Consider the following 25040-nt stretch of genomic DNA (forward strand, 5'->3'; position numbering starts at 1 on the left):
TAAATGGCTACTGTATTAAATTTTATCGCCATTTTATATGTTGAATAATGCCTAATAGGATAGCCCATGAAACGTAATTTTTATACCATTTTAGCTACACTACCCATATTGTTTGCTTGTAATTCAAAGCAAGCAGTTATCGCTCCTGCGTTAAAAAGTCAGAGTAAATCAGAAATCACAAGCTTAGCTAACACCTTAGATAATCGGTGGCAACAAACAGAACAAGGTATTACTTGGCAAGTACAAGATATCCATGAAGATCATATAGAAATGAGTGGTGAGCAAGTATCTGCCATTATTTATTATGGAAATGATGATAAAGGCAGGTTAACGCTGAAAAGAAAAATTGTTTGGCCTATGTTAAGAACAATTCCTAATGATACCCATGCAAGTTACATTCATGATTTTGATTTATCAATTACGCCCACCATTAGTTTAAATGGTCAAGAGGTAGAACATGAGCTTTTAACTCAAGTCGATATTAATGGCACATTAACACTAAAGAGTACTATTAAAGCTGGAATAACAATTACCCGTACATTGGCTCCTAGTCCCACCAAGCCTTTAGTGATAGAACAGATAACGATAAAAAATGACGCTAAGTCTGCAGTGAATGTATCACTTGGTTCATTATCCTATCAACATAACACACCGGCAGAACAAGGCGTTTATGGCAGTTATAAAGTGCAAGCGACCAGTGATAAATCGGGCGATTATGTACTTTCTTCAGGTAAAGGTATTACAGTCAATGTTGACTATAAAGCGACTAAAAAAGGGCAAGTAGCCCATTTCAATAGTGCACAAGAGCTTCTAGCTAGAGAAGCATACGTTGATGGGTTAAAAAGTAATTTGCAATTAGTCACACCTGATCCTGTTATTAATCAAATGTTTGAATTTGCTAAGCTTCGTTCTGCTGAATCTATTTTTAGAACAAAAGGTGGTTTAATGCATGGCCCTGGCGGAGGAAGATACTACGCTGCAATTTGGGCGAATGATCAAGCGGAATATATTAATCCATTTTTTCCTTTTTTAGGGGATATCAATGGCAATGAATCAGCGATTAATAGTTTTTATCATTTCGCTCGCTTTATGAATGATCAGGGAAAATATATACCTTCATCAATCATTGCCGAAGGCACTGATATTTGGGATGGTGCAGGTGATAGAGGCGACTGCGCGATGATCGCTTATGGAGCGAGTCGCTTTGCATTAGCTTATGGTGATAAAGCGCAAGCGACAGAGTTATTACCATTGATTAATTGGTGTATTGATTATAGCTTTATGCAGGAAACACAAGACGGCGTTATTGCTTCTGACAGTGATGAACTTGAAGGACGTTTTCCTGCGGGAGACGTAAACTTAAGTACGAATATGCTAACTTATGGCAGCTTAATATCTGCGAGCTACCTTCATCAAGAATTAGGTCATTTTGACACGGCAAAGCAATATGAAACTAAGGCTGTGATACTAGCGAAGAATATTGAAAAGTACTTTGGTGCTAATGTTCAAGGATATGAAACATACCAGTACTATCAAGGTAATGAAAAGCTTAGAGCTTGGATTGCCTTACCATTTACTTTTGGTATTTTTGAGCGCAAAGAGCAAACCCTTGCGGCATTACTGTCTGAACACCTATGGAGTGAAGACGGGATTTATTCAGAAGCGGGTAATAAAACGTTTTGGGATAGAGCTACATTGTATGCATTTCGTGGAATATTCAATGCTAAAGAAACCGATACGGCAATGCGCTACTTTAAATATTACTCAAGAAAGCGCTTGCTAGGTGAACACGTACCTTATGCGGTTGAAGCATGGCCTGAGGGGAATCAACGCCACCTTTCAGCTGAAAGTGCGTTGTACGCTAGAGCAATTACCGAAGGTTTATTTGGCATAGAGCCAATTGCGTTTAATGCTTTTTATGTTGCTCCATATCTACCTTCGTCATGGAATGAAATGTGTTTAAATAGTATTCGTGCATTCTCAAATAATTTTGATATTTGTGTGAAAAGGGATGCAAATAATGCTGAGGCGTTTCAAATTATAATTCAATCGCAAAATACACAAGTACAACACATTAGTTGGGATGGAAATAGCCCTATTAAAGTGACACTTTAGCTAAATAAACCGCTAAGAGCGAAACTTAGTAAATCGTAAAGTATATTGCTGCCATTAAATGTTATTTATAAAATAATTTAATGGCAGTTTTTGTTTTTAGGGTAACATAGGGCGCTTGAAATATAGCGCTGTTGTAATAAGTCGCGAAGCTTATACCTTTTGCATATAGATTTCGCATAAACACTTCACATAAAGAAGTAACCACATAGAACAACATCGGCGACATTAGAACAAATAAAATAATCATTAAGAAATCATTTTATTATACGGGGTGCTATTATTTGCTCGTTCAATGTGAAAACTCTAGTGCTGGTTTCATTCAGGCAAATAAATAATAATCTATGCTAACAAACAGGATTTTCGATGAGTAATGTTGGGTTTGGATGTAAGCACTTTTCACTTGGGGTATATATTGCCAATATACCAAATATGTCAGAATATAAGACGCTGTCTTGTATAACACCGCTAACCCAAGATGAAATATATACGATAGGTCAAGCATGTGGTAATGGTTGGTGCAAAGTGTTTAATGTATATGCCAAACTGATTTATGCACTTAATGTTATCAACATTGAAGATATCTCTATGCATAGCAGTTGGCAGAAATATCGAGATGAATTGATGTTACAACCAAATAGTAAGATAGCATTACTCTTTTCTTCACCTCAAATAACTAAAGTTAAGGCGAATATAAAGATTATTTGCGGTAGAACCTACGCAAAATCGTTGTTAAATACAGGCGATCTAAAGGCTAACTTTATTTGGTTAGATGATGAGTTTGCGATAGACAAGCATAATCAAGTTATTGTTTGCCCTTATTTTGACTATAGACAGTTATCAAATATTAAAATAGAAAAACTCAAACAGTTAATTTTATCTTTAACAGAATAAAAGTGTTTACTTTATACGCACAATCACCTATAGTTCGTCGCGTTAAGCTAATCACCGTGCTCCATACATGGTATTACAGAGTAAATCCTCACGCTTATTTCGTGTTTTGTCTTTCCCTTTCACAGTCAGTCAACACCTTTTTTATCAATTTAATCAATTGTTAAATGCTAACTTCATCAATTTTTTGATGTGGCTATTTATCGCCACCAAAATTAGCAGTTTAGCTTTTGTAATGTCGTAAACTCGACAAAAAGGAGTTATTTTATGTCTTACACTTATCAAGGTAAGGTTTACAGTATTGCTGCACCAGTAAAGTCTATCTCAGTTAACAAATGTAATGTTGTTGTTAAAGATCAATCTGGAGCGCATCACTTTAAGTTTACTAAAGCAGATGAGTCTAAACAGTTTTTAACAAAACTTTACCAACTTTAATGGCAATATCAGTGACTTTTAATAATTAACGTTACAAAATTGTCAGTTATTAAAAAAATAAAAAGCAACTATCTATAATGAAAGTTGTTTTTTTGTTTTAAAATCAATTGTTATTTATAGTCATACCATTTTGCATAAAGAAATGACCACATAGAACGACATGAGGGACATTAGAATAAAAAAAATTTATCGGTATGGCTATTCTACTTCAAGCAATTCCTAGTTAAGAAATAACTTTATTATACGTTTGGTATTAAATCCTTGCTTTTCAGCAGAACTACTTAATACTTACTAAACAGCTTTACAGACTTTTATTGTTATTACATGAATATTCAAATGGATTTAGCGAGCAAAACAAAAGACTATGAATGGTTAAATGCTCTACTTATTGATGATAGTACCGTTATTTTAGACTACGTAGCAAAAGTCTTAGAAGATTCGTTTAATATATCTAACTGCCATAAAGCAACGTCTTCTGCAGAGGCTATTCAAGTATTAAGAAGCTCAAAATCAATTAATTTACTCTTTTTAGATTTGAACATGCCTAATGTTGATGGTATTCAATTTTTAGAAAAACTAAGTCAAATTAATTATAAAGGCTATGTAGTTATTATGAGTGGTGTTTCTACTCAAATTATCTCTTCTGTTGAATCGTTAACTAAAAACTATGGGTTAAACTATATAGGCACATTGCTCAAACCTATGCACGAATCTGATTTTGTTAATATTATTAATAAAATTGGTACATCTCGAAAGAAGTTTCAGTCATCAGACTCTTTAAAAACCTATGAAATTATCAGAGCAATTAAAAATGATGATATTGAGGTAATGTATCAACCTCAAATAGAGCTTGCCAGCAGAAAGTTTATGGGGGTTGAAGCATTGTGTCGTATGGTACACCCAAGGCTAGGCATGATTTCACCTGATAGATTCATTGATAAAGCTGAAGAAAGCGAGCTAATCATTCATATTACCTTGGCCGTATTGAAAATAGCCTTTGGTGATTGGAAAAAATGGTCAATGAATGGCCTAGATTTAAAACTCTCGGTAAATGTTTCACCGATATCTCTTCAGCAGCCTGAATTTGCCGATACTATTTTTATGCTGCTTTCTCAGTTCGCAATGCCCGCAGATAAGCTATGTATTGAAATTACAGAAGGTGCTTTAGCAAATGACCCTTTGCAAGAGCTTGCTAATTTAAATCGTCTAAGTATGCGAGGTGTAGCGTTAGCGTTTGATGATTTTGGTCAAAACAACTCTACAATTGAGCGACTTCAAAAGTTTCCTGTTAATTATTTAAAATTAGATAAAAGTTACTTTATTGAACAAAAAGGGCAATTGAACCAACTTGCATTAATCAACAGCACATTATCTATCGCCAAGGAATTACATATTAAAACGATCGCAGAAGGTGTTGAAGATTCTGCTGTGATGAGTTTAGTAACAGACATGGGCTGTGATTATGGTCAAGGGTATTATATAAGTAAACCGATGAAAGCTAAGGATGTACTTGCTTGGCAACGTGAATGGAATGCTAAAACTTAAGCGCTTCCCCATCATTCTCATATATTTAACGCTGAAAAGGCAGAATATTTTCAATTTTCTGCTTCACAATAAATTCATTAAATGCATCAGCTAATCGCTCTGTTTCCTTAAGTACTGTTAACCAATAGTTTAATCGGGTATTGGCATCAAGGTTATTGAAATCTGTTCTGTCGGGAATTTTTTTATAGGGTAAGCTGTTAATGAACTCATCTGATGGTGCCAACATAACGACATCATCATAACTTGAATTTAATACCGCCCGTTTACTGTTTTTATCAAACCAGCCAGCTTTTGGGGTAGAATTAAAATGAGGGTAAAGGGTTAAACCTTTGCTTTTTTGCTCAAGTGTAAAGTCAAAGTGATAATCAATAATGCCTCCATCTCGATACATACCGCTAGGTGCGCCTTGAATGTTTTTAACGCCAGCCATCACCATAGGTATAGACCCAGACGCCATAAGCGATTCACCAATATTCTGTTTTTGTAAGTTAATATAATAACTAGGTATTTTATAGGGATCGCTAATGGTTAATTGACTACTCGGGTGTTTAAATATAAACCGTTGGTACTGAAGTGATAAATACTGTCTGTTAATTTTATTTAATAACATGCTAGAAAGTAACCCAGCACCTTGTTTATATTTAGATTCACTGGCGGTAAACCCAATACATTTTGCTACAATAAAATGTGCTTTAAAAATATCATTATCGAGAATTTCTTGTTCGCCAGACTCTCCAAAAACATGACTGATAATTTCTGTGGCGTTGTCTGATATCTCTTGGGGTGTTGGCTTTTCTGAATAAACTACTCTGGCATATTTATAAGCTAATCTTTCTATTGCCTCAACAGGAGACTTTTGCGCAAAACAGGCAGCACGAAAAGCACCAGCAGAAGAGCCAATAAGATTTAACTCATTTACTCTATTTTTAAAAAACTCACCAAATAGATATTTATCTAACCCAAAAAGCGTAAACCACTTAGGGCCCCCACTTGCTCCAAGGAAATTGTTAAATAACTCTTGTTTAAAACCTTGTTCTTGAAGGGTTTTTAAGGCGTTAGCGCCTGCGTATATTTCCAGCATATTTATCTACTTATTTGTTTTAATCAATGGCAACTGAAAGCTTATAGTTATCGTGACTGCTCATCATTTTATATTAACTTTGAAGCTAAAATTCCTAAAAGAAACCAATCTTGGATGTGATTATTGAGGTTGTAATCCCACAATTTAAGAAATGGAAAAATTTTAGCTTTACTTTCTGGGAACTCTTTTTAAAGGTTTTTGTCTATTTTTTTGTGCAAGTGTTTTAAGTAATCTATTGAATTGTGCTTCATCAGCTACTTTTAAAAAAAGAGGTAGATTTTTAAAGCGATATTCATAACTAAACCCTTTTCTCACTGCCTGCTCAAATGTATCAATTGCTTCTGATTTATTTTTAAGCGCAAGTAATATAAGTCCTTTATTAAATATCAGTTCAGCCCATTGGTTACCTGAGTTGATCTTGTCATTTATTTGTTGCAATAGGTACTCTAGCTGTTGAGCATTTTTAGTGATAATTGCTAAATATATTTGAGAGGGTAAAGTATAACGCCCACCCAACAAAGTCGAACGCTCAAGGCTTTGGGTTGCTGACTCTAAATTATTTGCTTGAAGATGTGCTAGGGACAATAACCAATGATCAAATTGAGAATTAGGTGACCCTGCTAGTTTATCTTGCAAAACCGCACTTGCTTGAAGGTGCTCACCTTCCTGTAGGCTTATTTCGGCTAGCACGCTATATGACAATAAATAGTCAGGATTTATTTCTAAAGATTGATTAAGTACCCTTTTGGCATGTTCAAGCATATAGAGTTCTCGGTAACACAAAGCTAAGATAGTCATAACTTCTGGGTTTTCAGGTGATTTTTCAGAGGCACCTCTTACGGTTTGATAAGCGAGTAATGTTTCTCCCATCCCTAAGTATACTAGAGCACGATAAGCAGCAACCACGCCCCAATTAGGCGCAATTTCACTTGCTGTATTATGTGCTGCCATTGAGTCCGAGTAATGTCCTTTAAGGAAAAGTGTGAAGCCTTGTGAGGCATATCCCCATGGGCTTTTGGGTTCTAATATTATTGCTTTTTTAGATAACTCAGATGCTTGTTTTAACCAAAGCTCTCCTTTACCGAATTGAAAATAACCTTGCGCATACGCATTAGCCAAACCACTGTATGTTGAACCAATATGTGGCTCTTCTTCGATTGCCTTTTTATAAAGACCAATAGCTCGATCATTATCAGCCAAATTAAATCGGAAATAATACTGTGTTGCTTGGAATGCGTAATCATTGTTTCCACGGCTTTTCTGTGCACTAGACGTAGCAAATAATACATCGCTATATGTACTTACTAATAAGGCGCATAAAGCAATAAAGGAAAAAGCTGCAAATAATATGGCTGGAGTTTTCTTCTTACTTGGTATTGGTTTGTTATTAAGAGGTTTTGATTCCGCTTCATTAGGCTTTAATTTTACTTGTTCGCTCACTTGAGCAATACAGCGATAACCTAAACCTCGTTCAGCAACCAAATATTTGGGATTATCTGAAGTTTCAGAAAGTGCTTCCCTTAACCTTGACACTCGCTTTTTTAAGTTCTCGTCAGAAACAACACGATCAGGCCAAACGGCAATCATTAAATCATCATGGCTGACAATATTTGGAGCGTGCTCAACTAAGGTAAGTAGCAACCGATAAGACAGCTCTGATAGATTAAGCTCAACATCCTTTTTAAGGACTTTTCTTTGACTTGAATCGAGTATCAAGTCATCGCCAATCACAAACCTTCTCATATCAAAGCTACTATTTATTATTTTAAATACAACATCTTACTTGAACTATATCAAGGTGTCACTTTAAGTCACCGTATAGAACCGTGATTGTCAGCTACTTTTTTACTATTTCAAGTACTGTGTTGTGCATCATATTTAAACTAACAAAAAACAAAGTTCTTAGAGGAAAAAATGAAACTTAAATTGATTATAATTATTGGCATTTTAAACATACTACTTTTACCCCCTTCTTTAGCTGTTGAAAGATTTAACGAGATAAATAGTTTTCTTCAAGGGTTTCACGACATTAAACAGTTTAATGGTAATGTGCTTGTTTCTCAAAATGGGAAAATAATTTTTGAGAAAGGTTTTGGCTATGCAAACTTTGAATGGGATATCAAACACACGCCTGAATCTAAGTTTCGCATCGCCTCAATGACAAAACAATTTACAGCCATGCTTATTCTACAACTCGTACAGGAAGGCCATGTTAAATTAGATTCAACGATCAGCGATTACCTTAGAGACTATCGAAAGGATATTGGTCAAAAAGTAACAATACACCAGTTACTTAATCATACCTCTGGGATTCCTAACTATTTACGCATCAATGGTTTTATAAAAAATAACAGTCGAACCACTTACTCTGTTGATGAGTTTATAAAACAATTTTGTAGTGAAGATTTAGATTTTGAGCCAGGTAGTCAATTTCGTTATAGCAATTCAGGCTACTCAATTTTGGGGAAAATAATTGAAAATGTTACACAGCAAAGCTATCAAGAAGTGCTTACTCAAAAAATATTAAAGCCTTTAGGTATGAATAATACTGGCTTTGATTTAGCGTCAACAATTTTAAAAAGTCGAGTTAGTGGTTATGAGAACAATTTGGATGGCTATAAAAATACAGATTATCTCGATATGTCGATTCCATACGCTGCCGGTTCTATGTATTCAACTGCCCGAGACTTAATGATTTGGGACGCTGCTTTATATACAGAAATACTATTGAATGAAAAGTTGGCAACAAAAATGTACCAAGTATCTACTCATCGAAATTATGCTTATGGGTGGGAGGTTAGTAAATTGCCAGAAAAAGAGTTTGGTAAGCCATTAACTCGCATTAATCATTCAGGCTTTATTAATGGTTTTAATACGAGTATCACTAGGATTATTGAAGACAAATATTTAATTGTACTGCTGAACAACACTGGAGGAGCACCTATTAGTTCATTAAATAAAGGAATAACCAACATTCTTTATGGCAAAGCTACCCAAAAAGCCAAGAAGCGACTGAACCGAGTTTTGTATGATGAAATTAAGTTTAAAGGCATTAGTGCAGCAGTAGAAAAATATACTGATTTAAAAAATAAAGGAGAAAAAATCAGTGAGCGTAGTTTAAATCATTTCGGTTATGAATTAATGAATATGGGCTTAATAAAAGAATCAATTGAAATATTTAAACTAAATGTTGAAAGCTTCCCTGAATCTTCGAATGCTTATGATAGCTTGGCTGAAGCATATTTATCCAATGCTAATAAAGCGTTAGCATTAATTAACTACAAAAAGTCACTAGCGCTTGATGAAGGTAATATGAATGCTAAAGAAGCGATTGAAAGTTTAAAGTAAGGCCTTAGAAAATAACTAGCCGATTCGTCTTACATCTTAAGGATGACTAATGTTAAAACGTATAAAAACCAGCCATTTTTTACTTGGGATATTTATTATAATATTTGCTAATTTCAGTAAAGCGAATAGCAATGTAGAGCTAACTGAAAAAGATCAAAAAGCAATTATAGAAAGCATTGTTGGTACTATTAAAAATCATTCGATATACCCTGAAATTTCAATAAAAATTCAAAGTGAATTATTGGCAAAATTAAATGACTACAAGTACCTCGGTTATGAAGATACACAGTCTTTTGCTTCAAAATTAACAAAAGATCTTTTAGCACTATCTTTTGATAAACATATTGAAGTAAAACAAGCCAATAATTATATTAAAAAAACATCACAACCTTTAAACAGTACGACTTCCAACAGTGTTAAGCTTCTAAATGGTAATGTTGGATTAGTTGTATTTGATTTAAATTCAACGAATAAGCAAATAGATAGAGTGTTTCTTGATGTTGAAAAAGCAGATGTACTCATTATTGACCTACGTGATACGAATAAAGCAAAATTAGAGACAATTCAATACATATCTAGTTATCTATTTAAAAAAAGAACTCTTCTTAACAAAGTATATTTGAGGGAGTCAAACAGCCAAAAAGAATATTGGACTAACGAACACTCTACGAACAAAAAGAGACCCGACTTACCCATTTACCTATTAACCAATGCAAGCACTTCTGGGGGGGCAGAGGTCTTCGCTGCTACTTTAAAGCGGCTAAATCGAGCTTATATTGTTGGGGAAAGTACAAAGGGAAACATTAATCCAAGGCGTGATTTTAGTATTGGTAATGCTTTGTCTATTTCAATTCCATATGGTCAAATTAATCACTCTGAAAAAGAAATTGATTATATAAAGCCAGATCTACTTGTAGTTTCTTTTTTAGCATTTAAAGAGACTTATCCAATGGCAAAACATTCTGCTGTGGAGTATCGAGTAAAACAAGGCAGAGGAACCCCCCAAGAAGCTTACTCATTAAATAGAGACCAAATAATTTACCCAGATTGGCAGTTTTTTAAAGGACAATGCCTCATTAAATACCGTATCTCTGAGCCCAGGTATAATGAGAAAACAAAAAAATATCAATTTCCATATCAAATAAAGTATTATGGAAATGGGAGAACAAGAGTCAAACTCCAACTAGGAAATAAAACAGGAAGAATGACTCAAAAAGTAATATTTAGTGATAGAGACGATATCAAATCAGGTATATCAAAAGGATTCCTGTCACACAACCAACTATCTATCCTAGCGTGTAAGGTTTTATCTTAAAACTAATGGACTTAACTTTTTACAGGATATTCCAATAAATATTAATCAATTAAATACTCTAAATTATACAAAATATATCGGTGTATAGCTTTACAAGGTAAACCATTTTGGCCCGCCAGAAGCACCTAAAAAGTTTGTGAATAACTCTTGTTTAAAGCCGTGTTCTTGAATGGTTTTTAAGGCGTTAGCGCCTGCGTATATGTCTAGCATAGCGACTTAATCCCTTTATATTTGTAATTTAGATTACACACTGTGTTTATCACAAATTAAATAATTAACTGCAAATGAGTTTGACTTAATTGTTCAGGTATTAACGTTTGTTATATTTTTATCCAAGTCTTAGTTACATTTAAAGGTTAGTTAAGGGGGGAATATTAAATTATTCCCCTTTTGGATGGTGAAATTAATTTATATGATAGCTAGTACAATTAATGTAAGGCCAATCCATGTTATAGGTATTAATCCACCTGTTTTGAGTATAGAAAACTCTTCTTTCCTTATTTCTTTAATTTCTGAAATTGATATTTTTATTTCATTACCTGAAATCACCTCAGAGTCGATTAATGTAATAGCAAATTCATGTGTTGTTCCGTCTTTTGTTATCACTGAAACAACATCGCCCACACCAATCTGTTTTATTAATTGCTCATGTGTATTCACATTAGCCACATCCAAGGTTCTCATTGAAGTGCAACCAGCTAAAAGCAAAACTAATAAAGTTGTTAATAATATTTTCATCTGAATAATGCCCCTTTATGGTTCAGTGTAACATATTGTGGAAGTACAAGAATTAACATAAAAAGATTCATCAATTACTATGTAATCTTTTCCATCGGAATTTTCAACTTTTAAGTAGCCATTGATATACATCATTCCGCCAGCAGGTGGTGTGGATTTTCTGTAATCACTATCAAACTCTTCATCATGAACCATGTGCCACTTGTACTGAACAGACTGGCCTTTAGATAACTCAGCATTTATTATAAAAGCTTGAGTCCATCCTCTATATGTTTCAGACTGTTTGTAATAAATTGCCTCTGGTCCTGAAGTATTTAGGTAATTATTTTGAATTTGAGGTATTACAGAGTTAGTCCAGTTGATGTAGTCATTAACCGAGTCGTTTTCATTTAATAAATATAAATTAAGTAAATCAAACTCTTCTGCTGTTGTAGGATTTCTACCTACATAAGACTTAAATTGGTTTTTAACATAATTTAGCATGCTTGAACTGTACCTATTGACATGTTTTGGAGTGGTAACACAACTTTCGGAGGCTATATTGCCTTCTGCTTGAGAAACTATCGAGGCAGAGTTATTAATATTAATGTTGTAGTACTTCTTCCCGTAACTTTGGACTGTATCAACAAAAATGTCCGCCTCAAGCTTGCAAATAGGGTCAAGGCCACATTCGTCATATAAGTTTTCACGAAACTCATGATCACAAACTTGTTGTGTTTTACCTATAGTTTGGTAGCAGCTATCGTGCGAGTTACAGGATTCAGTGAAGTCTCCAACATAAGGGCTAGAAAGAATTTCAGCCCAAGTCTCAACAACTTCTCCTTTTTCTTCTCCTATTAGATTAAGTGAGCAACCATCAGTTATTTTTGGTATTACAGGGCAAATATGGATTGTTGCTAAAGATACGCTGGAAAAACTTAGAAGTGAGGTTAATAATATTATTTTTTTGTACATCCTTTATCCTTATGAAATGTCCTTATTGACCCGAAGAAAATATCATTAAACAACCTTTTTTTCAATTAATTTAAATGGTTATAGAAAAAATCTAGAGTATCATTCAGTAGGCTAATTATTTCAATGTAATGTGGGAGTCAACTTTCTGTAAAATGAGCGGAAGAGTATCTTTCTATGCTTTTCGGTGTTTAGCTTTACAAAGCAAACCATTTAGGGCCACCAGATGCCCCTAAAAAGTTGGTGAATAGTTCTTGCTTAAAGCCGTGTTCTTGAAGGGTTTTTAAGGTGTTAGGCCTGCGTATATTTGAAGCATTTTGAATTAAGCTTAACAGCCAATAAAATAGACAGTAATACTACCTGCTTTTAATACATATTGCACATTAAGGTCTTTTGTAGGTTAATGAAAATTATCATATTTATTTTTATGAAACGGTGACCTAAACTAAGCTTAATGCCTTCAAGATAATTGTTAATTTTATGGTAACAACTAAGAACATTTGGCTTTTTTTTACAATATGTTTTTATTCATCACTTCTTCATGCTGAAAGCATTATTAATGTTAATATTCTAGCTGATGACAGTTACCCACCTTATTCATATGTTGAAAATGGTCGTTTGACGGGAATCTATGTTGATATTTTAAAAGGTGCAGTAAAGTTAATACCTAAAAGATATAAGGTTACTGTCAGCGCTATTCCATGGAAGAGAGGGCTTAAAAAAATAAAATCAGGGCAGTCTTTTGCAATTATTCCGCCTTATAAGCGCCCCAAAGAAAGACCTTATATTTGGCCCTACTCAAAAGCGTTATTAACCGAGCATGTGGTTGCGTTTTGCGATAAGGGTATTCAATTAGAACAGTATATACAGGCATTTAAACAAGCTGATTTTAAACCAATAACCATCGGAGTTAATGCAGGCTATATCATTTTGTCTCGTGATTTCATTCAAGCTAAAAAGGCTGGTAATATTGTAATATCTGAAAACAAGAGTACTCATTCAAATATTTTGAAATTATATTCCAAAAGAATTGATTGCTACGTAAATGATAGAGCCTCCACGCTTTGGGAGTTATCAAGAGCTTCAGTAAAAAGCTCAGTACACTTTGATGATATTTATGAAGCGTTGCTCATTATGTCTCAAACAGCGCATATTGGTTACAGCAATAGTAAAAATACTGATTTTTACTATAAAGAAGACTTTATAAAAAGTATGGATATCGCTCTTGAAACGTTCTTAGCTTCAGATGAGTTTCATCAAATAATTAATCGCTATACTGTTAAGGTTGATAACGGGTTTTAGCTTGTCATTGTTCAATAGAGTCACATAGCATATTTAAGACTAACCCAATTGAAAATTTGTCTCGGCATTGGCGTTAAATAATGATTGATATAGCCGTGTTGCATAATCGTCTGTCATCCCTGCGATGTAATCTGCAATAATTCGATGTGAATTTTGCTTGTTATCAACCGCAGCTTGCCAACGCTTAGCACTATTTTTGGGTAATAACCGTAATGGATCTGATGATAATGCTTCAAATAACTCCATAACAATTTGTTGACCTCGGTATTCTAATCGTTGAATGCTCGTTTGTTTAATGACGTAATGGTAAACAAAATCCTTAAAAACTTTTAATACTTCTGCCATGGGGTTGGGCAGGGTAGCGTTGTACCTTAATAGTGGTTCACTAAATTCGATATCAGCCTGTTCATTTAAATCCGAAATTCTAATTGCCGTTATAAGATAATTTACAAGGCCGCCAATAGCATCTTTTTGTTTATGGTGTTCGTCACTAAATAATTTATCGGTTAATTCGAGTGAAAATTTATTCACCCAGGGATCATCTATAGCTAATAAGTTCTGAATGACGTGTTGTTCAAAATCACTTTTACTGACGGTTTTAGTGACAATAGCATCTTCTAAATCATGAATACCGTAAGCAATATCGTCGGCCAGTTCCATAATAGAGCAATCAAGGGATTTAAATTTTGTTTTATGGTGCTGGTCTTCTTGTTGTTGTTTAATGTGTTGGAATAAGGTTTTGTCTTGCTCATTAAGCGGTGCTAACACCCATTCGATGATATCTTCATCATCTTTATATAACCCTTTGGGTGGGTGCCAGTCATTTGCCTTCAATTGTCTGAAATTTGCGACAATATTGATGGGTTGAGAATGATGCAAGGTGTCAATTAATTGCGGATATTTCATTAAGCCCAGTAAGGTGCGACGACTTAAATTCATACCAAAGTGTTCACTAAAGGTCTCTAACCTTGCCACAATACGCAAGGTTTGTCCGTTTCCTTCAAAACCGCCATGGTCTCTCATCATATAATTTAGTGCCACTTCTCCGCCATGGCCGAAGGGGGGATGACCAATATCATGTGCCAAACAAATGGTTTCTATTAAACTATCACTAGCAGGAAAAAGTGCTTGGCAGAGTTCAGGGTATTTACAGCGAAGTTGAGCGGTTATACCTGAGCCAATTTGCGCCGCTTCAAGTGAATGAGTTAAACGTGTGCGAAAGAAATCACCTTGACTGCTGCCCATCACTTGAGTTTTAGACTGTAAACGCCTGAATGAAGCAGAGTGTAATACGCGTGCTCTGTCGCGCTGAAATGGGTCTCTATGATCTAATTGACGTTTAGAAATTTTCTTTAATCTTCTTTCTAGCCATACATCAGTCATATTTACTCTCATTCAAAGGTTGTTAGTATTATTTATAACCTAACAACCTATTGATTAAAAGCGTATTGTTATGCATTTGCGATAAAAATAGCGCGTTTAGGGGCAGGGTAGCCTTCTATGGTTTTACTTTGATCATTTGGGTCGAGAAAATCTTGTAATGATTCTGTATCAATCCAAGGGGTTTTTCTTTGTTCATCTAATGCCGTAACATCAGTATTAACTACGCGTACATTAGAAAACCCACAACGCTCTAACCAAGCACACATTGCTTTCTCGCTAGGTAAAAACCACACGTTTCTCATTTTTGCGTAGCGTTCACCAGGAACAAGTACGGTGTTTTCATCGCCATCAACAATCAGTGTTTCTAAAACTAATTCGCCGCCTTTAATTAGCTGGGCTTTTAATTGATATAAAAAATCAATTGGTGAGCGCCTATGATATAAAACACCCATGGAAAAAACCGTATCAAATGCTTTGAGTTCAGGTAATTGTTCTACACCTAACGGGAGAAGGTTAACGTGATTGTCATTTATAAAATGTTGAACCGCATTAAATTGCATTAAAAATAATTGTGTCGGGTCAACGCCGACAACAAATTCAGCACCTGCACCACGCATACGCCATAAATGATAACCGCTACCACAACCTATATCTAAAACATATCTTCCTGATAGGTCACTTATGTGTTCGGCTAATCGGTCCCATTTAAAGTCTGAGCGCCACTCAGTATCTACATGTAAGCCATGAATATGATAAGGACCTTTTCGCCACGGCTTAAATTTTTTCAACAAATTCTCTAACCGCTTATATTCGCCTTGGTTAAAGTCTCCTGATTGACCAATGATAACGCCATTTTCTAAATCTATGTTAACCGTTTCTTGTGTTGATACACTGGGTAATGCATCAAGGGATTTTTGCCAATGCTTGAACTCACCATGTAATTCATTTTGTTGCCAATGGCTTAATTGGGCGGGTAGCGTATTTAACCATTGACTTAATCGGTTGCTGGCAATTTGTTGGTAAAAAGAGTTAAAAAGACTAGACATAAGAATATTTCAGTATAAATGGTAGAAAGTGTTATTTTATTGCGACAAAAGAGACAAAATTATAGCATTGAAACCAAGGAGATATATGGTTAAAACCTGCACGCTTGAGTCGGTTAATATGCTGTTCGCTGGTATCTGTTAACATAACTTTTTCTAATGCGGAACGTTTTTGAGCCACTTCAAGTTCGCTATAACCGTTATCTCGCTTGAACTTATGGTGTAAGTCGATTAGCAATTCATCGCTTTTTGTATCTCCGTGAGAGACTTTTTCTGACAAGACTAATAATCCGCCAGTGTTTAACCCGTTAGCTATTTTAGTTAATAAGGCTTCTCGTTGTGAACGTTCAATAAACTGCAGCGTAAAATTTAATACAACCATACTAGCATTTGATATTTCAATATCTTGGATATTGCCTTCAATTATTTCTACGGGCGTTTCACCTTTAAACGCTTCAATATGAAGTTTGCATCGCTTAACCATATCAGCTGAGTTATCAACACCAATAATTTTGCAGTTTGAAGAGGTAATACCTTTACGCATAGCAAGGGTTGCAGCCCCTAAAGAGCAACCTAAATCATATATGTGGCTATTATCTTTGACAAATTGTTGGCTAAGTCGACCTATTGTGTCGATAATAGTATTATAACCAGGCACAGAGCGACTGATCATATCAGGAAATACTTCAACTACCTGAGCATCAAACGCAAAGTCTTTGACTTGCTTATGTGGGTTTGAATAAATGAGATCAGTGTCAGACTTTTGCATGAATCAGTTTTCTTTACAGGGTTATCAATGTTAATGATGGCTATTTTAACTGATAGCAACATAAATAACACCGATGTTAAGGGTATTTTTTTGAACAATAGTGTATGGACTTTATTTGCTAACCTTTCCTTTCATATACGTAAGATTTTTTTGCTGTGTGTCATTTTGGGCTTTAATGCGGGGGGGGTTCTGGCCCAAGAAAAGCCGATAACTATTGCTATTAATGCGACTTCATTTCCTTATCACTCTGTTAACGCTAATAACGAACCCGTTGGTTTAATGATAGATTTATGGCGATTATGGGCTGAAAAACAACAAGTTGACGTTGAGTTTGTTGCTTTAGCTTGGAATGATACGTTAGCCCAAGTAGCAGATGGTTCAATTGATATTCATGCAGGGCTGTCTGTAATAGAAGCGAGAAAAGAGCTTTTTAGCTTTTCTGAGCCTATTTTTTCTTTATATACCCATTTATATATTCACCAAAGCTTAACTCAAGTGAATAACATGAGTAAATTAACGCCTTATGCTATAGGTGTTGTCAAAGGCTCTGCCCATATTAGTTTTTTAAACAAAAACTTCCCACAACTTGAGCAAAAGTTATATCAAAGTCGTCATGAACTTTATGATGCAGCGATAAATGGTGAGGTATTGGTTTTTACTGGTCTTGAGAGGCTTGCCAAAGATTACCAGCACTATAAAACGCTCAATCAACTATTTCCTGCCTATAAACGATTACAATATCAACAAGGAGATTACGCCATTGCTGTGGCGAAAGATAATCAACAGCTATTATCGTTTATCGAGCAAGGCTTAACTAAAATTTCTCTTGAAGAAAGAAAAGCCATTGAACGAAAGTGGTTAGGGATAGAGAAGCAAAAAGATGCGCTGCAAATTGCAGTAGCTCCAGATTTTCCTCCTTATATGGCATTAACGCCAACGGGAAAACCACAAGGTCTTCTTATCGATATTTGGCGTTATTGGTCAGAACAAACAGGAAATAACATTGAATTTATTATTAGAGATATCAATGACGAAACAAAACTAACTCAATCTCAAGATATCGATGTGATAATGGCTTTTCCAGAAAGTGAACAAACAGAGGTTGCAGGTAGATTTGCTGAGCCAATTTATGAATCTAAAGCACAAATTTATATAAATACATCATACGCAAATATTAATAATATACATGACTTAAATAAGCTCCCAAATAATAAAGTGGGTTTAGTGGCCAGATCGACATATAAGCAAGAGGTATTTAAGGCCTTTCCTGAGTTAAATATAACCTTATTTAAGTCGGCTGAAGAAATGCTGCGCGCAGCAGAGACTCATGAAATTAGTGCGATGATTAGTTTAGTCGACTTAATGAACGCAAGGTTGATTCAAGCAAATTTACAGTCAGATTTTTATCCCATGGATTCTCCTGTGTTTCCTGTAAAGCTTTCTCCTTTATTAGGTGAGGCAAATGAAAAACTAATAAGTATGATCAATGAAGGTTTTTCTGGTCTTGATATTAATCAGCTAGTTAAAATTGAAAAGCGCTGGATAAAAACAGGTGAGAAATATTATAAAAAACGTGCTCAAAAAGTCTCTTTAACTGCTGAAGAAAAAGAATTCATAAAGAAAAACAACTCTATTACACTTGGCATTATGAATGATTTTTCACCTATTGAATTTATTAATCAGCAAGGTGAATTCGAAGGAATAAATCGCGATATCATTAATCTTATTTCACAAAGAACCGGGTTAACATTCAAGTATAAACCTTATTCAAGTTGGCATTTATTATATCAAGGCCTTTTGAATAAAGAGGTCGATGTACTGGGTAGTATTACTAAGACTGATGCTCGTGAGAAACAAATACTATTTAGTGATACTTATTGGCAAATGCCTTGGGTAATAATTCATTCGCAACATATAGGCAAAAAAACTGCATTTAGTGACTTTTATGGGAAGCAGTTAGCCATCATAAAAGGTTATTATTTAGTTGATAAACTGCGTGAAAAATACCCTTTAATTACTTTTGTGATCGTAGAAAGTAGAAATGAAGGATTACTGGCACTTCAACAAGAAAAAGTGGATGGTTTCATTGCCACAATAGCCTCCGCAACAGACCTTTTAAAAAGAGAAAGTTTAGTCGCATTAATGATTTCAGTTATGGGAAGTGTCAGTGTTGATGAGAACAGCTTTGGTATTAACCCAGAAAAACCTTTATTGAAGAGCATATTCGATAAAGGGATACTCAGTATCTCGACGCAGGAACAGCAAGAGATTTATGATAAATGGTTCAGTTTAGCGATTAATACCGGTCTTGATAAAAAAGTTGTTTTACAGGTCGGTGCTCAAATAGGTGTGCTTATTCTATTGGTGCTTTTTGTTATTGTTATGTGGAATAGACGCTTACAACGGGAAATAAACCATAGAGAACAACTTGAAAAAATTATGAAACATATGGCAACCCATGATGAATTAACGGGGTTAGCAAATAGAGTGCTGTTAAAAGACAGGTTAACTAAATCAATAGCGTTTCACCAAAGGCAATCATTAAAAATTGCAGTACTATTTATAGATCTCGATGGCTTTAAAAATATTAATGATACTCATGGTCACGATGTCGGTGATGAATTATTAAAAATTGTTGCTTATCGTTTACTCGGTTGTGTTAGAAAGTCTGATACCGTTGTTCGCTTTGGTGGTGACGAATTTATACTTTTACTAACGGGATTACACGGTGCCAATGAAGCGGCCTATGTAGCGGAAAAAGTACTTGAGTTAATTCAAAAACCGTTTGACTTATCAAAAGCGAAAGTGAATATAGGTTGTAGTATTGGGGTTGCAATGTTTCCAGAAGACGGTGATAACGAATCAGATTTGTTAAAAATTGCAGATACCCTGATGTATAAAGTTAAAGCATCAGGAAAAAATCATTATGCCTTTCATAGTAATCAAAACGAAGACAATTTGACCTAAGCAGCTACGAGTGAAAAATAAAGCTCTTACCAAGGTTTGTCAGAGGGTGACAATAAGTTTCTTTGCTTTATAATATGCGCAAAAATTTGAATCCTTTCGAAGTTTATTGTCTTAGCACATAAATTCGTCAAACTAATCAAGGCAAAAATTAATGCGTAGTATTTATTGTGGTGAGGTGAATGAGTCTCACATTGGTCAAGAAGTTACTCTTTGTGGTTGGGTTAACCGTCGTCGCGATCTTGGCGCGGTAATATTTCTTGATTTACGAGATCGTGAAGGTCTTGTACAAGTGGTTTATGATCCTGATCTTCCTGAAGTGCTAGCTGTTGCAAATACATTACGTAATGAATTTTGTGTTCAGTTAAAAGGTAAAGTACGTGCTCGTCCTGAAGGGCAAGTGAATAAAGACATGAAAACAGGTGCCATTGAAGTACTAGGTCTTGAGTTAACTATTTTAAATAAGTCAGCGCCACTTCCTCTAGATTCGAATCAAACTAACTCTGAAGAGCAACGTTTAAAATATCGTTATTTAGACTTACGTCGTCCTGAGATGACTGAGCGTATGCGTTTCAGAGCAAAAGTGACTTCTGCTGTACGTTCATCGTTAGAATCTCAAGGCTTTTTAGACATTGAAACGCCAATTCTTACTGCAGCAACACCTGAAGGTGCACGTGATTACTTAGTACCAAGCCGTACTCATAAAGGTCAATTTTTTGCACTGCCTCAATCACCACAGTTATTCAAGCAATTGTTAATGATGTCAGGTATGGAGCGCTACTACCAAATCGTAAAATGTTTCCGTGATGAAGATTTACGTGCCGATAGACAGCCAGAATTTACTCAAATAGATATTGAAACGTCGTTTATGAGTAGTGAGCAAGTAATGGAAGTTACGGAAAAAATGATCCGTGAATTATTCCAAACCATGCTTGATGTGGATTTAGGTGACTTCCCACGTATGCCATATTCTGAAGCAATGTCTCGCTTTGGTAGCGATAAGCCTGATTTACGTAATCCATTAGAAATAATTGATGTTGCCGACATTTTAAAAGATGTTGAATTTAAAGTTTTCTCAGGCCCTGCTAATGATGAGAAAGGTCGAGTTGCGGTTATTTGTGTACCACAAGGTGCATCAAAATTCTCACGTAAAGGACTTGACGAACTCACTAAGTATGTTGGTATTTACGGTGCCAAAGGCATGCCTTGGTTAAAAGTTAATGACATTGACGCAGGTATGGAAGGCTTACAATCGCCAATCTTGAAGTTCTTATCTGAAGACGCTGCAAAAGCATTACTTGAACGTACTAATGCTAAAACGGGGGATATTATTTTCTTCGGTGCTGATCAGTACAATGTCGTTAGTGAATCACTTGGCGCATTACGCCTTAAATTAGGTGAAGATCTAGATTTACTTGAAGGTGAATGGAAGCCTTTATGGGTTGTAGACTTCCCAATGTTTGAAGAAGTAGATGGTCACATGCACGCTATTCATCATCCATTTACTGCACCCACTAATTTAACAGCAGAAGAGCTTGAAGCGAACCCAGCTGGTGCATTATCTGATGCATACGACATGGTATTAAATGGTTGTGAGTTAGGTGGTGGTTCGGTACGTATTTTCGACCAAACAATGCAAGCAACGGTGTTTAGAATATTAGGTATTAGTGATGAAGAAGCTCAAGAGAAGTTTGGCTTCTTACTTGAAGCGTTACAATATGGTGCTCCACCACATGCAGGTTTAGCATTTGGTTTAGACAGACTAGTAATGTTAATGACGGGTGCAACGTCTATTCGTGATGTGATGGCTTTCCCTAAAACAACAACGGCAGCGTGTCCATTAACCAACGCTCCAGGTCAAGCAAACCCAGCACAGCTTGCTGAACTTGGCGTACAGACGATTGTTGAAGAAAAAGCAGAAGACTCTTCTGATAGCGAATAATGCTAAGAAATGTAGCTATACACTTTACTAGCTAATCATAAAAAGCGTATTGTATGTTAAGCATCAATACGCTTTTTTTCTCACTTTTTTTAAATGTAATAAAAGATGATATGAGTATTATTTTAGGCATAGATCCTGGCTCTCGCATTACTGGTTATGGTGTTATTCAAAAAGATGGCCGTAAGGTAACTTATTTAGGGAGTGGCTGTATTAAAGCAGTATCAGGCAATAAGGAATCAGATGATGACTTCAGTCAACGCTTGCAGATAATATTTTCGGGTATCTCAGAGTTAATTATTCAATTTAAACCTGAGCTCTTTGCTATTGAACAAGTCTTTATGGGGGTTAATCCCGGAGGTGCTTTAAAACTTGGGCAAGCTCGTGGCGCGGCAATTGTTGCAGCCACTAATAACGGGTTATCTGTTGCTGAATATTCAGCAAGGCAAATAAAACAAGCTGTGGTTGGTACTGGGGGCGCAGATAAGTCTCAAGTACAACATATGGTGAAAAATATTTTGAAATTACCAGGCACACCACAAGCCGATGCCGCCGATGCGCTCGCAGTAGCACTCTGTCATGCCAATAGCCATGACAGCTTAACTAAGTTGGCTGGGCAGGCAAGTAAGACAGTACGGGGTCGTTTAAGATAAAGCTATACAGTACCTTTACTGTATAAATATATAGTGTTAGTATCTAATCAAAATATCAACCCTAATATCAATTCTAATAAATAAAGTATTAACTTTTATTATTCAACCTAAGGTATCAAGCTGTGATTGGTCGTTTACGTGGCACATTAATTGAAAAGTTATCTCCTGAAATTCTTATTGAATGTGCAGGTGTTGGTTATGAAGTAAGTATGCCAATGACTAGTATTTATGCATTACCCGAGCTCAATGAACAAGCAACCATTTATACTCACTTTGTTGTGCGTGAAGATGCACAGCTTTTGTATGGCTTTGCCAATAAAGTAGAGCGAAAACTCTTTAGGTTACTGATTAAAGTGAATGGGGTAGGGCCGAAATTAGCGTTAGCCATTTTATCAGGTATGTCGGCAAATCAATTTGTTAGTTGTGTTAATCATGATGATGTAACTGCTATTGTTAAAATTCCTGGCGTTGGTAAAAAAACAGCAGAGCGACTTTTAATTGAAATGCGCGATAAGTTAAAAGATTGGCAAGCACAAATGCCGATACATACGCCTGCAACAGATACGATGCCTGATCAGCTAACGGCTGAATATACCTTTGTTGATAATTTCGTTAATGATGAGAAAGGCGATGCTATTAATGCATTGATTTCTCTTGGTTATAAGCAAGCGCAAGCAGATAAAGCTGTTAAGCAAGTCTACAATGACGGCATGTCGAGTGAAGATATTATTCGTGATGCGCTTAAGTCAATGTTATAAGTGATTTGGGCATTGCTTAGGGGAGTATTTATAACCGCTAAGTTCACGAGAAATCTTTTAAAGATAAGAACGTAGGAAAAAGTAAATATGATAGAAGCTGATCGCTTAATTGAACCTATAGCTACCATTGAAGATGAAGGGGTAGATCGTGCTATTCGCCCTAAAATGCTACAGGATTATACAGGGCAATCTCATGTTAAAGCGCAAATGGAAATTTTTATTCCAGCCGCTAAAAAGCGTGGTGAGCCACTTGATCATTTACTTATTTTTGGTCCTCCAGGCTTAGGTAAAACGACCTTAGCAAACATAGTAGCGAATGAGATGGGCGTTAATATACGTACTACCTCTGGCCCTGTACTTGAAAAAGCAGGCGATCTTGCTGCTCTTTTAACGAACCTTGAAGAGAATGATATTCTTTTTATTGATGAAATCCATCGCTTAAGCCCTGTTGTTGAAGAAGTTTTATATCCAGCAATGGAAGATTATCAGCTTGATATTATGATAGGTGAAGGCCCAGCAGCACGCTCTATAAAGCTTGATTTACCGCCTTTTACTTTGATAGGCGCTACCACAAGAGCGGGCGCGTTAACGTCTCCTCTACGTGATAGATTTGGTATTGTTCAGCGCTTAGAGTTTTATAATGTTAAAGACTTAACCAGTATCGTTTCGCGTTCAGCACACTTTTTAAACCTCGATATGAATGAAGAAGGTGCGTTTGAAGTTGCACGACGTTCACGGGGAACACCACGAATAGCGAATCGATTATTGCGCCGTGTGCGAGATTACGCAGATGTTAAAGCAAACGGCATAGTTACTAAAGAGACTGCAGCTGCTGCGCTTGATATGCTTGAAGTAGATAATGAAGGTTTTGATATTATGGATAGAAAACTTCTTCATGCGATAATCGACAAATTTATGGGTGGCCCCGTTGGCTTAGATAATTTAGCCGCGGCAATTGGTGAAGAACGTGAAACGATAGAAGATGTGTTAGAACCCTTTTTGATTCAACAAGGTTTTTTACAACGAACACCACGAGGCAGAATAGCCACGGATAGAGCATATCAGCATTTTTCTATTGCTCGTCCGACTGAATAAAGAGCAAAAAATTAACATTAAAACTCACACTTTGGGAACCCATTGACATCAGGAGAACTTGATAAAACTTGTTTGATGTAGAATATCTATACTCGCACAAAATTTATTTGTTCTAATGCCGCCCATGTTGTTCGAAGTGTTTACTTCTTTATGCAAAAGGCTCTTAATTTTACTAAGTGTTGGTTATTTCAATTTTAAATCTTTATGGCCACGATTTTTCCATGCTTTGGCTACACTGTAACGCCACAAGGTTTGAATACCTACATAACCTAATATAGAAAAAATTACCGCTAAAATACCACAACCGAGTAAAAATGCTGGACCAATGGTGGATAAGCTATCAATAACCCATTGCCAATTTGCTTCAAAAACAAACTGTTGTGGAGGCTCGGCAAGTACCCAAATACCAACTAAGTAACAAGCATAAAAAATAACGGGCATTGTTAATGGGTTTGTTAACCAAACAAGCGCTATTGATAACGGTAAGTTTGCATGGAATAAAATTGCAGCACCTGCTGCTAGTACCATTTGAAAGGGTACCGGTATAAAAGCAAAGAATAACCCTACAGCAAACGCTTTAGCAACAGAGTGGCGATTTAAATGCCAAAGGTTTGCATTATGTAGCAAGTTACCAAATATCTTTAAGTACTTATTTTCTTTCACGCTTTGATGGTCTGGCATAAAGCGCTTAATTGCTTTTTTTGGCATGGAAAGCTGA

General features: G+C 35.7%; 20 protein-coding genes and 2 pseudogenes. 12 read left to right on the top strand and 10 right to left on the bottom strand.

Annotation, left to right across the window (positions count from 1 at the left end):
* The first annotated feature begins 66 nt into the window (after positions 1-66).
* The 4 genes from D1094_RS10770 to D1094_RS10780 all read left to right on the top strand — a co-directional run bounded on the left by D1094_RS10770 (position 67) and on the right by D1094_RS10780 (position 4983).
* Positions 67-2115 (top strand): hypothetical protein, encoded by a 2049-nt coding sequence (locus D1094_RS10770; protein ID WP_118960108.1) that lies wholly within the window; start codon positions 67-69, stop codon positions 2113-2115.
* Positions 2116-2478: 363 nt separating this feature from the next.
* Positions 2479-3006 carry a DUF6942 family protein gene (locus D1094_RS10775; protein ID WP_118960109.1) on the top strand — a complete coding sequence of 176 codons (528 nt, stop codon included), beginning with the start codon at positions 2479-2481 and terminating at the stop codon, positions 3004-3006.
* A gap of 264 nt (positions 3007-3270) precedes the next feature.
* Entirely contained in the window at positions 3271-3438 is a 168-nt protein-coding gene (locus tag D1094_RS18635) for a hypothetical protein (protein WP_182440159.1), read from the top strand.
* 324 nt (positions 3439-3762) lie between these two features.
* Positions 3763-4983, top strand: a complete 1221-nt coding sequence (locus D1094_RS10780; protein WP_118960110.1) for an EAL domain-containing protein — start codon at positions 3763-3765, stop codon at positions 4981-4983.
* A gap of 25 nt (positions 4984-5008) precedes the next feature.
* On the opposite strand, the gene D1094_RS10785 is transcribed toward D1094_RS10780, so the two are convergent.
* Positions 5009-6064, bottom strand: coding sequence for a patatin-like phospholipase family protein (locus D1094_RS10785; protein ID WP_118960111.1), 1056 nt, complete (start codon positions 6062-6064; stop codon positions 5009-5011).
* Positions 6065-6232: 168 nt separating this feature from the next.
* Positions 6233-7807 (bottom strand): winged helix-turn-helix domain-containing protein, encoded by a 1575-nt coding sequence (locus tag D1094_RS10790; RefSeq protein ID WP_118960112.1) that lies wholly within the window; start codon positions 7805-7807, stop codon positions 6233-6235.
* Between the two features lie 171 nt (positions 7808-7978).
* Between D1094_RS10790 and D1094_RS10795 the strand changes: the two genes are divergently transcribed.
* Positions 7979-9412, top strand: a complete 1434-nt coding sequence (locus D1094_RS10795) for a serine hydrolase domain-containing protein (protein ID WP_118960113.1) — start codon at positions 7979-7981, stop codon at positions 9410-9412.
* Between the two features lie 49 nt (positions 9413-9461).
* On the top strand, positions 9462-10727 hold the full coding sequence (locus D1094_RS10800) for a S41 family peptidase (RefSeq protein WP_118960114.1): 1266 nt from the start codon (positions 9462-9464) through the stop codon (positions 10725-10727).
* 93 nt (positions 10728-10820) lie between these two features.
* Here the strand turns inward: D1094_RS10800 and D1094_RS10805 are convergent.
* The 4 genes and pseudogenes from D1094_RS10805 to D1094_RS19080 form a co-directional block, all read right to left on the bottom strand.
* Positions 10821-10937 (bottom strand): annotated as a pseudogene (locus D1094_RS10805) (patatin-like phospholipase family protein); the annotation flags it as partial.
* 198 nt (positions 10938-11135) lie between these two features.
* Positions 11136-11465: a hypothetical protein gene (locus tag D1094_RS10810; protein WP_118960115.1), complete on the bottom strand. Its 330-nt coding sequence runs from the start codon at positions 11463-11465 to the stop codon at positions 11136-11138.
* Between the two features lie 15 nt (positions 11466-11480).
* A complete protein-coding gene (locus tag D1094_RS10815; protein WP_118960116.1) occupies positions 11481-12419 on the bottom strand; it encodes a hypothetical protein in 939 nt (312 codons plus the stop codon).
* Between the two features lie 197 nt (positions 12420-12616).
* Positions 12617-12732: pseudogene (locus D1094_RS19080) on the bottom strand (patatin-like phospholipase family protein); the annotation flags it as partial.
* 164 nt (positions 12733-12896) lie between these two features.
* On the opposite strand from D1094_RS19080, the gene D1094_RS10825 reads away from it, so the two are divergent.
* Positions 12897-13718, top strand: coding sequence for an ABC transporter substrate-binding protein (locus D1094_RS10825; RefSeq protein WP_118960117.1), 822 nt, complete (start codon positions 12897-12899; stop codon positions 13716-13718).
* A gap of 39 nt (positions 13719-13757) precedes the next feature.
* On the opposite strand, the gene D1094_RS10830 is transcribed toward D1094_RS10825, so the two are convergent.
* The 3 genes from D1094_RS10830 to cmoA all read right to left on the bottom strand — a co-directional run bounded on the left by D1094_RS10830 (position 13758) and on the right by cmoA (position 16913).
* Positions 13758-15101: an anti-phage deoxyguanosine triphosphatase gene (locus tag D1094_RS10830; protein WP_118960118.1), complete on the bottom strand. Its 1344-nt coding sequence runs from the start codon at positions 15099-15101 to the stop codon at positions 13758-13760.
* A gap of 68 nt (positions 15102-15169) precedes the next feature.
* A complete protein-coding gene (gene cmoB, locus D1094_RS10835; RefSeq protein WP_118960119.1) occupies positions 15170-16147 on the bottom strand; it encodes a tRNA 5-methoxyuridine(34)/uridine 5-oxyacetic acid(34) synthase CmoB in 978 nt (325 codons plus the stop codon).
* A gap of 31 nt (positions 16148-16178) precedes the next feature.
* Complete coding sequence (gene cmoA / locus D1094_RS10840) at positions 16179-16913, bottom strand: carboxy-S-adenosyl-L-methionine synthase CmoA (protein WP_118960120.1); 735 nt, start codon at positions 16911-16913, stop codon at positions 16179-16181.
* Between the two features lie 90 nt (positions 16914-17003).
* Between cmoA and D1094_RS10845 the strand changes: the two genes are divergently transcribed.
* The 5 genes from D1094_RS10845 (at position 17004) to ruvB (ending at position 24322) form a co-directional block, all read left to right on the top strand.
* On the top strand, positions 17004-19880 hold the full coding sequence (locus D1094_RS10845) for a transporter substrate-binding domain-containing protein (RefSeq protein ID WP_182440160.1): 2877 nt from the start codon (positions 17004-17006) through the stop codon (positions 19878-19880).
* Between the two features lie 151 nt (positions 19881-20031).
* On the top strand, positions 20032-21819 hold the full coding sequence (gene aspS, locus D1094_RS10850) for an aspartate--tRNA ligase (RefSeq protein ID WP_118960122.1): 1788 nt from the start codon (positions 20032-20034) through the stop codon (positions 21817-21819).
* 110 nt (positions 21820-21929) lie between these two features.
* Positions 21930-22469 (top strand): crossover junction endodeoxyribonuclease RuvC, encoded by a 540-nt coding sequence (gene ruvC / locus D1094_RS10855; RefSeq protein WP_118960180.1) that lies wholly within the window; start codon positions 21930-21932, stop codon positions 22467-22469.
* A gap of 122 nt (positions 22470-22591) precedes the next feature.
* The gene (ruvA, locus tag D1094_RS10860) at positions 22592-23227 is read left to right on the top strand and encodes a Holliday junction branch migration protein RuvA (RefSeq protein WP_118960123.1); all 636 of its coding nucleotides are present in this window, start codon (positions 22592-22594) and stop codon (positions 23225-23227) included.
* 87 nt (positions 23228-23314) lie between these two features.
* Entirely contained in the window at positions 23315-24322 is a 1008-nt protein-coding gene (gene ruvB / locus D1094_RS10865) for a Holliday junction branch migration DNA helicase RuvB (protein ID WP_118960124.1), read from the top strand.
* 183 nt (positions 24323-24505) lie between these two features.
* On the opposite strand, the gene D1094_RS10870 is transcribed toward ruvB, so the two are convergent.
* Complete coding sequence (locus tag D1094_RS10870; RefSeq protein ID WP_118960125.1) at positions 24506-25030, bottom strand: DUF2062 domain-containing protein; 525 nt, start codon at positions 25028-25030, stop codon at positions 24506-24508.
* Positions 25031-25040 lie beyond the last annotated feature (10 nt).

Origin of the sequence: Colwellia sp. RSH04 (assembly GCF_003545765.1) — a bacterium.
Classification (GTDB): domain Bacteria; phylum Pseudomonadota; class Gammaproteobacteria; order Enterobacterales; family Alteromonadaceae; genus Colwellia.